The organism is Priestia sp. FW507-14D1A (assembly GCF_058781295.1).
On sequence record NZ_JBYSWQ010000023.1, the window covers coordinates 1 to 10,571 of the forward strand.

Sequence of the window (10,571 nt, forward strand, 5' to 3'; positions counted from 1 at the left end):
CCTGCCGAACCGCCAGAGCAACTGTCCAAAATTCTACTCTTTTTCATGATGTATCTACACTATTTTTAAGCCAGCCTCACACCCCAAAACGAAGGCGGCCACGTGATTCTAAAATATAAGTTTAAATCATCTTTTAAAAGGAGCTTTTCTTTTATATATCGAATGACATATCATAGGACATGGCAGGAGGTTGAGTGATATGTCAGGTGACACAAGGAAGCAGCAAAAGGTTTATACAGCAAGGGATGTCGCTATGCTTTTAGCGATACAGAGTTCTACTGTTCGTAAGTATTCTCAGCTGCTTGAAAAAGCAGGGTATCATATCCATAAAAACGAGTTAGGCCACAGAGGTTTCTTTGATAAAGATATAATGGTTTTGCGTAAGATTAGAGAGTTAATAAAGCACCCTGATATGTCACTGGATCAGGCTATAAACGCAGTAATATCAACGATTGATCAAATCGATGTGTCAGACCGTGACACAGAGGAATCAATGACATATCAGGGGACACAGCAGTATGAGCAATTACTAAAACAATTTGAAGATTTTAAAGAAGAACAAATGAAATTCAACCAAGAATTATTGAAGCAGATCCAACAAAGAGATGAGTATATTTCAAAGAAATTAGAGAATAGAGATCGTGAACTTTTAGATGCTGTTAAGGGAATTCAAGAAACTCAAAAACTTATTGCTGCCAGTGAAGAAAAGAAAAAGAAGTGGTGGGAATTTTGGAAATAAAAAAAGGGCTGCTAATTAATTAGCAGCCCTTTTTTTATTTAGGTGGTTTGTTTCCGATCACATCTTAATCTCTACTTTAATTATAACCCTATTTAAAAATTATTTATAGACTGTTTTTTCACTCATGTCCAGCCTTATACTGTTATACGCAAGTCAAAAAGTGTAAAGGGTGTGGCTATATGAATGACAAGAAAAATGTCTTAGATCCTGGTCCGTTTTTTCATGGTACTAAAGCAGAACTAAAGATTGGAGATCTGCTTGAGCCGTTGTATTTATCTAATTATCAGGATAAAAAATTTAACCATATCTATTTTACTGGAACATTAAACGCTGCTAAATGGGGTGCTGAATTAGCAAGATCTAATTCAAAAGAGAGAATTTATGTTGTAGAACCATTAGGTGATTTTGAAAATGATCCAAATTTAACTGACAAAAAGTTCCCTGGAAACCCAACACGTTCTTATAGATCTAAATCTCCTTTAAAAATAGTGGCTGAATTAAGTTCATGGGAAAGACACTCTGAGGAAGAAATAAATCATATGCTTACAGCTTTAAAAAAGTTAAGTGAAGAAGGAAAAAATATAATATACGATTAATTCCAAATTAAGGATTTAACTAAAATATAAGTTTCTGTATGATGAACAGCATGTACTATGTTTTTCAAAAGATATAAAAAAGCTTTATTAAAAAATGGCACCTTTAAGGTGTCTTCTTTTATGTATCATGGTATATTGCATATGATATGTACTTCTTAAGCTCATTACGGTGGCCGTTGTCGGCTTCTTTAGAAAACAATCATAATCTAGTGTGGTTTTTCAAGATACTTTTTTATAGATACATTTGATTACGTTAGTAATTATGTAGCTATAAAGAAGTTTTTTCTCTTATTCTCCTGTTTTGATTTATTTTTAGGCAGCAGCAGGGATTGAGATTTTAAAAATATTGTCATGAAAATGCGAATATACATGTAGCATACATACAATGAAGGCCGCCTTATAGGATGATACATAATGGGCGGCCTTTGTTGTGACTATGACTCAAAGGAGGAAACTTTATTAGTAAAAATAAAAGTTTTCTATTGGTGGCCGTCGTAATCAATATTGCTATATGGTTTTTTGTTCAAGAACAAATGACAAATGCCAAAGTGGAACAGCCCATTCTATCTATTGATCAACCTACTCTGTGTAAATGAATGATGTTTATTTTAAAAGCAAAAGGTATCCTTTTGCTTTATTTGTTATGGCGGTGAAGTTGTTATGACCTATTTTTAAATGAGCGTATTGGGTGCGAAGCGGCAGCCGATACGCTTCTTTTCATAAATAGATGCTTCCAGGACAAACTAAGCGATATGGTTTAGTTGCTACGGAGGTAAACGATATGAATAAGCAAAATGATAATAGATTGACCTCTTCGGAAGTCACAAGTCTATGGGTTCAATATATTAGGGAGACCATGGCTATTTGCATCAGTAAATACGTAGTTAAGACAACAAAGGATCCAGACGTTGCTTCTCTTTTTAATTATTGTCTAGAGCTATCTACTCAACATTTAAAGTTTGTAAAGCAAATCTTAAAACAAGAGAAAGTTCCTTTACCTACAGGATTTACTGATAAAGACGTAAATCCCAAAGCTCAGGCGTTATTTACAGATACATTTTGGTTACATTACATACACGATATGACTATCCATGGCCTCTCCGGCCACACGTTATCTCTTAGTGGAGCAAGTAGAAGAGATATTAGAAACTTTTATGTTCAATGTATCAATGATGCGATGAATGTTTATAACAAATCTGTCGATGTTTTGACGGCCAAGGGACTTTATGAAAAAGACCCTTATTTCTTTGTATCTAAACAAAGCGAACTAATCGATAGTGTAGAATATGCAATGGACATCATAGGGAAAACCAGGTCCTTGAACTCGATGGAAGCTGGGAATATCTATAGTAACTTAAGAAAAAGTATTGTAGCCAAAGGTTTGCTTCTTGGTTTTCAGCAAGTAGTTACAGATAAACCAGTCAGAAGCTTTATGGAAAAGGGGCTAAAAGTGCTAAACAAGCATATTGATATCTTTTCATCGATCCTACATGGAGAAAATCTACATACGCCAAGCTTGCTAGATAAAGAAGTCACTAATTCTAAGACGTTGCCTTTTTCTAATCGCTTACTATTATTTCACGCGGGTTTTATGTTTAATTTAGGAATGACTTATTATTCAAATGCTATGGCAACAAGTATGAGAATAGATATAATAGGCCGTTGTGAAGAAGCAATTCTTGGAGATATAAAAGTCTCTACAATGTGGGGAAATCTCATGATTAAAAAAGGATGGCTCGAAAAACCACCACAAGCTAACGACAGAACAGAATTATAACTGGCTATTAATATTTTGTATTTTCTAAGGAGACATTAAGTATGATTTATTAAATAGGAGGCTTATTAGAGTGACAAAACATCCAAAGATTTGGTTATGGGCTATCATGCTTGTACCTTGGCTTAGTGTCCCTTTTATAGGCAAAAAATCAATCAAACGATTTTTTGCAGCTAGTTTATTTATAACTTTATCGATTCGATTAGAAAGTTACATTGCTGAAAAAAGAAAATGGTGGTGGTTCTATGAACGTTTGTTTCCAAAAGCTCGAGGCGAAACACCACTTTTATGGGGCCAATATTTAGTTGGATCCATATGGATTTTAAAATATACGTACGGTCATTTCTTTAAATATCTAATTGTTAATTTCTTTACAGATTTGTTTTTTATTTTCCCTTTTTCAGATTTTCTGAAAAAGTTAGGGGTCTTTTCTTATGTGAGATTAAGCAGACCTCAAGTGATGATTATATTTTTTGTGAAATCACTACTTTTATACGGTTTTCAATTTATCAAAGAAAACTTCACATCTGCTAATGTTGCTGGATTGAAACAGAAGAATTGAGTAGACTGACATATCACCTAATTGAGCTATGAACGCAGTAATAGCAACGATTAACATATAAGTGATATGTCAAACAGTGACAAGCGAAAATCAGCGACATATCATGTGATACAGCTATGATAATGTAAGTGGACTATATGCGGCCATTGTCAATGGTAAGCGGACCGTAGGGAGCATTAAGGAATTGACAATGTCACTACACCAAGACCCTCTTGGTACTCAAACAAACAAGTTTGTTTGACGCCAACCGGCGAGGGAGCCCTCCGATGAAACGGAGGGTTGGGTGGTTAAATGGTTTTTATTCAGGTGATCTTTTTGAAATAATGAAGTTGCAAATTTGATGAACAGGCACAACTCTTTTCATACATTCATTAAATTCAAGAGGACAATTCTTAGCACATGCCTCGCAATTAGGAATTTGAACTTTTCTGTTTGGTCTTTTTGGCGTTGGTTTTAATATTTTTATAGAGCTTTGATTGATACATTTATGATCATAGTCTATATGGTGTAATACAAATTTTTCTTTGTCTATAGCTTTATCGCACCATGCGCATATACCGTTAGACAGTTTAAAGTGAAACTCTTTTATAAGGGGATGTTTTTGCATTCGTCTACTGAAATTTTTCCATTGGTTCTTGTAATCTTTGTGTTTCTCACTAGCTTTTAATGAACTCATTTTGGGAATTAATTCTTCTTTTTTTGGCATTGTGTATACTCCTTTTATAAATTTTGAATTTATAAAAGGAATTTATCATTTTTTTTTAAGTCTTACCTACTTTTAGGTAAGACTTTCTGTCTTTGGATTTTGATTTTTATCTCGGTGTTTCTACCGAGATACCGACGCTAGGAGGAAGCTCTTTGGCCTCGCAGAGCGCGCTCCCAATTTTATCGAAGATGAAAAATTGGTGTAGTGCGTTACACCAAATCTAAAGTTGTGGTATGCTAGACCCAAGTACAGTGGTCGAAATGGGGGATTGAGGGATGGCCAAATATGGGATTATCCGCATGCAAAAGTTCCACAAAGACGCAATTTTGGGGATACAGAAACACAACCAGCGAGAAGGAGAGAACAGTAAAAATAAAGACATCGATTCAACTAGAACAATGCTCAACTATGACTTGGTGAATGAGGACAAAATTAAGTACCATGAAGAGATTAAGAAGATGACGGCCACCCGTGTGAAACGAAAAATTCGGAATGATGCCGTCCTGGTGGCAGAATTCTTTGTATCGGCCAGTCCGGAGTATATGCATGCGATGTCGTCAGACGAGCAGCGTAAATATTTTGAAGCATCATTAGATCATATTTCTGGTAAGTATGGTCAACAGAACATTTTATACGCGGTGGTACATAACGATGAAGCAACGCCACATATGCACGTGGGTTTTGTGCCCATCACGGAGGATCGGCGCTTGGCGGCGAAAGAGTACTTCCATGGGAAAACGAAGATTCGTAGAATTCAGGATGACTTTCACAACTACATGAACAAACGTGGGTATGATATTGAGCGTGGCGAGCCGAGTGAGCTACAGCATAAGAGTGTCCATGAGTTTAAGAAACAAGAACGTCAAAAAGAGCTAAAGCATCTGCAACAACTAGTGACCCACAAGGAAAAAGAGCTTCAACAGATGGACAACTTAGTGGAGTTGAAAGCAGCACCACCCGTTGAGATACGTAGTGAGAGACGGATTGAAGAGTTATGTAGTCAACCTCTTGAAATAGAGGCGGCCAAGAGTGTCATGGGTTCCAAAGTGAAAGTGGAAGAAGCGGATTTTCATGAGCTTATGAGTCTCACAAAAGAGCTGCAGCAAACATTGGCGGCCGAGCATGAACGTACCCATGCGTTGAGTCATGAAGTAGATCGTTATGAAAAAGAGAATAAGACATTGAAGCATGATTTGAGTGAGACAAGGCAAGAATTAGAAATATATGTGGCGCATCAAGATGGCCAAGTAGAGAAGGCCAAAAAACAAATGCGTCAGAAGCTTGTCCGTGATTTTTCAGCTGAACAAAAGGAAAAGGTCAAAGATGAGGTTAAGAGAGAACTAGATACGCAATATGAGGCTCATATAAGCTCTCTCAGCGATGATTTAACAATTGAGAAGCAGAAACATGAGAAAACGAAAAAAGAGCTTGTACGGGAAAAAGAAGTGAATGAGAGCTTAACGGAGATGAATCTTGGTTATATAAAGGATTATGTGCCCAAAAAAGAGCTTGATGAGGCGAATAAGCAGGTTCAGGAATTAAAAGAAGAGAACAAAACATTAAAAGCTTGGAAGGAAAAAGCATTGAATTGGATTGATCAGAATGTGGAGAAGATGAAGAGGATTTCATTTTTTCAATATGTCGGTGGGATCGCTAAACGATCAAATCGCAAGGAACAAGACTTAGAACGGTAAAAAGGAGACATGAAATTGAGCAAACTTAAAACGACACTCTTACTTATTGCTTTTGCAGTGGTAGCTGGTTATGACATTTATTTATTGTTGAATGCTTATAACTATGGTTTTTCTGGTTAATAAAAATAGTTAAAGCCATATAAAAAAAGCTATTTCACTCGTATTGGCATCGGAGTGAAATAGTTCTTTCTATATTACATTCAAGAGTGTTCTGGTTCGTCATGGATATCTTTATATGTGAAGCATATCACAAACTTTTTTAGTTGTGAAGATGAAAATCAAAATTTGTATGACAAGTTTTGATTTTCACATAAAATTCCGTTGTATAAGGACATTTGTATACTGTAAAATATTTGTATGAACATAAAAAGATAAAATGAATACAAGGTTGATCGCATTTAGAATGATCAACCTTTATTTGTTTTGCTATTAAAAGCAAATGGGTGAGGGGAATATTGGAGTCTCATAAAGTGATCTTAAAAGAAGCTTTAACCGTTGAAATTGAAAAAGAGAGAAAATGTTTGATTGAGACGGCATTTAAAGAGGGGTTTACAAGTAATAACACGGTAGAGATTAGTCAATTTATTGATGAGATGTTAAATGAATTAGAAAAGATTAAATAGAGCTATTAAAAGCAAAAAAGCAACCTCGGCATTGGCCAATGAACGAGGTTGCTTTTTTTGTAAGGGTTTGTCCATACGTATCCGAAGTATGAAACATAAGTAGATTACCATGTTTTGTAATTAGATACTATTTTTAATGTGTTGCTACATATACAAAATAAAAGAGCAACCTCGGCAGTGGACGCGAGGTTGCTCAAAAATAGGGTTACGCTGAAATTTGTAAAAATAGTCTGGCCTTTAATATATCATATATAGATATAAAATCAATTATTTGAACAGCTTTGCATATGAATAAAAGGTGCGCTTTTTATGCATCTTCAGTTCGTTCATCATACTAAGAAAAGCTGTCATATCAAGGATGTATAAAAAGCTGCATATTCTATAAAAGTGACCCTTGAAGAACCCTTACTCCCATAAGGGTTCTCTTTTTTGATGTGTTCCGGAAAGAGACATTATGTTAACTAGATTTGTATAAGGTATTCATATTTAATTTCTATAAAAAAACGCACAGTAATCTTTCATCTGTACGTTAAATGTATATTATATATAGTTTATGATTTTTCTTTGTTTGTTACTTGATTTTTTTTAACGAATTTTTGAATAAAAGGGCTTCTTTTTCAATATCATCTTTATTTTTTATAGTTTTTTTTAACTCTAATACTCCGATAATTAACATAAAAACACCTAAAGGAACAAATAAAATTGCAAAAGTTTCCTTGCTTATTATATTAATACTAAACAATATTAAAAGAAATATTGTTAATGTTGTTGTGTAATAGAAAGATTTATTCATTTTTATCACCTTTTCTTAATGGAATTCATTTACATAATATACACTCTTATTATAGAATATTATAGGTTATATGAAAAAATATGGAAAGAGGTATTAAGTAGTGAAATTTATTAACAAGATTTTTTTAGTATCACTTAGCTTCATTTTATTTATAGGTATATTTTCAGTTAATACAGATGTAAAGGCACTGGCAGCTAGCACAAATGATGCAGCACTAAAAGCTGAACAGATAACTGGAACTGAAGAATTAGTAAAAGCAGATGACAAAGGTATTATTAATAATGATATTGGTGCAATTAAGCTTCCAGAAAACAATACAGATAAGATTAATGTGAATAATGGAGATAATGAACAATCTAGTATTGGGATTGGTGTTCCAAATGAAATGAATATTGGTAGTCCAATAGTAACAAATGATGGTAGTTATCAATACAATGGTGAACATAGAAATGTAGATTTAGTTATTCAGCCTACAGATGTGGGTGTTAGAAGTATTCTTAGTATTAATAATCAGAATGCACCTAAAAGATATGATTTTAAATTAGATTTACCAAAAGGTCAAAAACTTGTTTTTTCTTCTGATTATTTCGGCAAGGACTTGGCATTAGAAGATGATGTTGAAGAAGTTTTTGTAGTTGATGAAAATAATATTATTCAAAGTGTTTTTGGAGAAGCTTGGGCTAAAGATGCTAATGGCAATCCAGTTCCTACTCACTATGAAATAGTAGACAATTCTTTAATACAAGTAGTTGATTTCAATAAAGATACAGCATTCCCTGTATTAGCAGATCCTGATTGGGTTGCAATTGGTGCTTGCTCTGGGGCATTAACATGGTTTGTAGGTTCTAACCTTTTTGCTGCAGCAAAAATTATTAAAGTGAAAAAATATATAAATTCATTAGGTGGATTTAAAGAAACTGCGAAACTTATTACAAAAGCGACAAGTTGGGAAGAAAAGTTAAGAGTAGGTGGTTCAGCTCTCAAATCATTGGCAGCAGAAATAACTGGTGTTGCTGGCCTTTATGCTTGTAATAAGTTTATAAAGAAAAAATGATAGATAATTAATTTTAGAGTGCTTATATAATTTATATAAGCACTCTTTGTTATATAACCCTATTTTGTCATTAGGAAGCTTGGAGGGGAAGATTGTTGCTTTGAATAGAAGTTGCAGCAGGAAATATTACTTTGCATTTGAATACTAGTACTATACTTTTAAAACGAGAATGGGGGCTAGTAGGATGCTGGTAAAGAAGATGTTAAATGGAATTATGATGAAAGAAATCACGATTAAAGAATTAGCTGATCAATATGGTGTAAGCACTCGTACCATTCAATCAAAGATTAAGAAATTAGGTTATGAGTGGGACAGTAAAGAAAGTATTTATCGCTATGTTGGAGAAGAATCAGAACCTTTAGATGTTGATTTTAGTACTCTTATCTCTAAAAACAGTAAAATGCCAGCAGAACAAAAGCTAGCCAATAGCCAAGTAGCAGCTAGTACTAGCTATGTAAATGAAAGTGAAAGTACTAACGATAGCTTTGAAAAAGCTAGTACAAATGCTAGCAAAGTAGATGCAATTGATATCTTGTTGCAAAGTCCAAAAGATCGGTCTAAAAGAGTATATCGAGGGTTCTATTTCGATGGTGATGTTTTAAGTATTATTGATCAAGTTCCCAAGAGCTATAAATCTGAATTGGTAAACGAAGCTTTGAGAAAAGTATTTAAAGAAAAAGGATTATTAGATTAAAAAAATCACCTACATATAAGGTGATTTTTCTTGTTTATTTTACAAATAGGGTTTGCAAAAATGTAGGATTTGGTAGAAAATTAGACATAAGAAAAAGCCCTCAAGTTTTCCAGGACTAGGAGGACTTCTTCTAAAACTATTACAGAAGGAATTAACCTTCAACTACATAACTTTATAAATGTATTCTAACACAATAAGGTTAGTTCCTTCCACAAAAAAATGGAGGAATTAAAGTTGGAAAAAGCATTAGAAGCAGCTGAAAGAAAAGCTAGATTAAGAGATATTGAAAATTCACAAGTTTTATCACAAGAGGAATTAGATTTAGCAAATCAACTGCAAGCTAAAGCAAATGCAGGTAAAATGAAGTTAGTCCCTGAAAAAAAAATTAAAAACAAAGCAAAATTTGCTCAAATTATTCAGCCTAACTGGGGTTACTTGTTTGAAATTGATTATTTAAAAACTGAAGAGTATAAGTTTTTAAATAGAGTTATCCCTTATATAGGTTTTCGTTCAAATTGTTTAGTAGATGATATCAATAAGAAATCTCCAGTTCCTTTGAGCCAAAGTGATTTAGCTCAAAAACTAGGTTCTAGTAAACCTACTGTAAGTAGACTTGTTAAGCAGTTGATAGATAAAGGTATTATGTCCAAGGCAGAGAGTGGAAAAGATGATGTAAATGCTAGGATGTATGCACTTTATATAAATCCTCATATTATTTATTGTGGAGATCGTGACAATATCAACGAAACTTTACAAACTATGTTTAGAAAAACTCCTAGAGCACTAAAAAAATTACCTGAACGATTATTTTAATTTTTCCGTAGTTATCGATTTCGATAACTACGGATTTTTTATTTTCTTGTTTTTCATAGTTATCGATTTCGATAACTAAAGTTATCGAAATCGATAACTATGAAAAATCTCGAAACCATTGGTATTACTGAGTTTTTAGACTTTTTTTAGTGTTGTCCCTCTCACTCTCTTATTAAATAGCAATTCGCTGATAGAATTGCAAGGGTCTTTTTATACTTTTTTCGTTAAAAAAGTTAAAGTGTATTGAACTTAATACATATGAAAATTTCTCATGTCTATATGGCTATTTTCCACACAAGGTTCGAGTAGTATTTTTTAAGGAAATCACTTAAAAAATCTCCACTCTTTTCTCCTTGTATTTCAAATTTCGGCAGGACTGGTTATATCGCCAAGCCGAACATACCCAAAACGAAGTTAAAAATGCTCGGCTTACGACGGCCATTATACCTGCCGAACCGCCAGAGCAACTGTCCAAAATTCTACTCTTTTTCATGATGTATCTACACTATTTTTAAGCCAGCCT

The 10,571-nt window shown here is 33.8% G+C and carries 11 protein-coding genes; 9 read left to right on the plus strand and 2 right to left on the minus strand.

Features of this window, described 5'->3' with window-relative positions; translation table 11 throughout:
- The first annotated feature begins 199 nt into the window (after positions 1 to 199).
- The 4 genes from AC3WJG_RS26520 to AC3WJG_RS26535 all read left to right on the plus strand — a co-directional run bounded on the left by AC3WJG_RS26520 (position 200) and on the right by AC3WJG_RS26535 (position 3,671).
- Complete coding sequence (locus AC3WJG_RS26520; protein WP_492588903.1) at positions 200 to 739, plus strand: DUF3967 domain-containing protein; 540 nt, start codon at positions 200 to 202, stop codon at positions 737 to 739.
- 179 nt (positions 740 to 918) lie between these two features.
- Positions 919 to 1,335 carry an NAD(+)--rifampin ADP-ribosyltransferase gene (arr, locus tag AC3WJG_RS26525; RefSeq protein ID WP_492588905.1) on the plus strand — a complete coding sequence of 139 codons (417 nt, stop codon included), beginning with the start codon at positions 919 to 921 and terminating at the stop codon, positions 1,333 to 1,335.
- Positions 1,336 to 2,116: 781 nt separating this feature from the next.
- A complete protein-coding gene (locus tag AC3WJG_RS26530; protein ID WP_492588907.1) occupies positions 2,117 to 3,112 on the plus strand; it encodes a DUF3231 family protein in 996 nt (331 codons plus the stop codon).
- Positions 3,113 to 3,182: 70 nt separating this feature from the next.
- A complete protein-coding gene (locus AC3WJG_RS26535) occupies positions 3,183 to 3,671 on the plus strand; it encodes a hypothetical protein (protein WP_492588909.1) in 489 nt (162 codons plus the stop codon).
- Positions 3,672 to 3,969: 298 nt separating this feature from the next.
- On the opposite strand, the gene AC3WJG_RS26540 is transcribed toward AC3WJG_RS26535, so the two are convergent.
- Positions 3,970 to 4,377 carry a hypothetical protein gene (locus AC3WJG_RS26540; RefSeq protein WP_492588911.1) on the minus strand — a complete coding sequence of 136 codons (408 nt, stop codon included), beginning with the start codon at positions 4,375 to 4,377 and terminating at the stop codon, positions 3,970 to 3,972.
- 275 nt (positions 4,378 to 4,652) lie between these two features.
- On the opposite strand from AC3WJG_RS26540, the gene mobV reads away from it, so the two are divergent.
- Together mobV and AC3WJG_RS26550 are read left to right on the plus strand one after the other, a co-directional pair.
- Positions 4,653 to 6,071, plus strand: coding sequence for a MobV family relaxase (gene mobV / locus AC3WJG_RS26545; RefSeq protein WP_492588913.1), 1,419 nt, complete (start codon positions 4,653 to 4,655; stop codon positions 6,069 to 6,071).
- 455 nt (positions 6,072 to 6,526) lie between these two features.
- Positions 6,527 to 6,694: an aspartyl-phosphate phosphatase Spo0E family protein gene (locus AC3WJG_RS26550; RefSeq protein ID WP_047749689.1), complete on the plus strand. Its 168-nt coding sequence runs from the start codon at positions 6,527 to 6,529 to the stop codon at positions 6,692 to 6,694.
- A 571-nt stretch (positions 6,695 to 7,265) separates the two neighbouring features.
- On the opposite strand, the gene AC3WJG_RS26555 is transcribed toward AC3WJG_RS26550, so the two are convergent.
- The gene (locus AC3WJG_RS26555) at positions 7,266 to 7,487 is read right to left on the minus strand and encodes a hypothetical protein (protein ID WP_251470506.1); all 222 of its coding nucleotides are present in this window, start codon (positions 7,485 to 7,487) and stop codon (positions 7,266 to 7,268) included.
- A 100-nt stretch (positions 7,488 to 7,587) separates the two neighbouring features.
- Between AC3WJG_RS26555 and AC3WJG_RS26560 the strand changes: the two genes are divergently transcribed.
- From AC3WJG_RS26560 to AC3WJG_RS26570, 3 genes are all read left to right on the plus strand, one after another.
- Positions 7,588 to 8,541, plus strand: a complete 954-nt coding sequence (locus AC3WJG_RS26560) for a hypothetical protein (RefSeq protein ID WP_492588915.1) — start codon at positions 7,588 to 7,590, stop codon at positions 8,539 to 8,541.
- Positions 8,542 to 8,725: 184 nt separating this feature from the next.
- The gene (locus tag AC3WJG_RS26565) at positions 8,726 to 9,235 is read left to right on the plus strand and encodes an HTH domain-containing protein (RefSeq protein ID WP_492588917.1); all 510 of its coding nucleotides are present in this window, start codon (positions 8,726 to 8,728) and stop codon (positions 9,233 to 9,235) included.
- Between the two features lie 234 nt (positions 9,236 to 9,469).
- On the plus strand, positions 9,470 to 10,048 hold the full coding sequence (locus AC3WJG_RS26570) for a MarR family transcriptional regulator (RefSeq protein ID WP_223269071.1): 579 nt from the start codon (positions 9,470 to 9,472) through the stop codon (positions 10,046 to 10,048).
- Positions 10,049 to 10,571: the final 523 nt, after the last annotated feature.

Coding starts and splice junctions, on each gene's coding strand:
- AC3WJG_RS26530 (WP_492588907.1), top strand. CDS start 2,117: ATGAATAAGCAAAATGATAATAGATTGACCTCTTCGGAAGTCACAAGT.
- AC3WJG_RS26540 (WP_492588911.1), bottom strand. CDS start 4,377: ATGCCAAAAAAAGAAGAATTAATTCCCAAAATGAGTTCATTAAAAGCT.
- AC3WJG_RS26555 (WP_251470506.1), bottom strand. CDS start 7,487: ATGAATAAATCTTTCTATTACACAACAACATTAACAATATTTCTTTTA.
- AC3WJG_RS26520 (WP_492588903.1), top strand. CDS start 200: ATGTCAGGTGACACAAGGAAGCAGCAAAAGGTTTATACAGCAAGGGAT.
- arr (WP_492588905.1), top strand. CDS start 919: ATGAATGACAAGAAAAATGTCTTAGATCCTGGTCCGTTTTTTCATGGT.
- AC3WJG_RS26565 (WP_492588917.1), top strand. CDS start 8,726: ATGCTGGTAAAGAAGATGTTAAATGGAATTATGATGAAAGAAATCACG.
- mobV (WP_492588913.1), top strand. CDS start 4,653: ATGGCCAAATATGGGATTATCCGCATGCAAAAGTTCCACAAAGACGCA.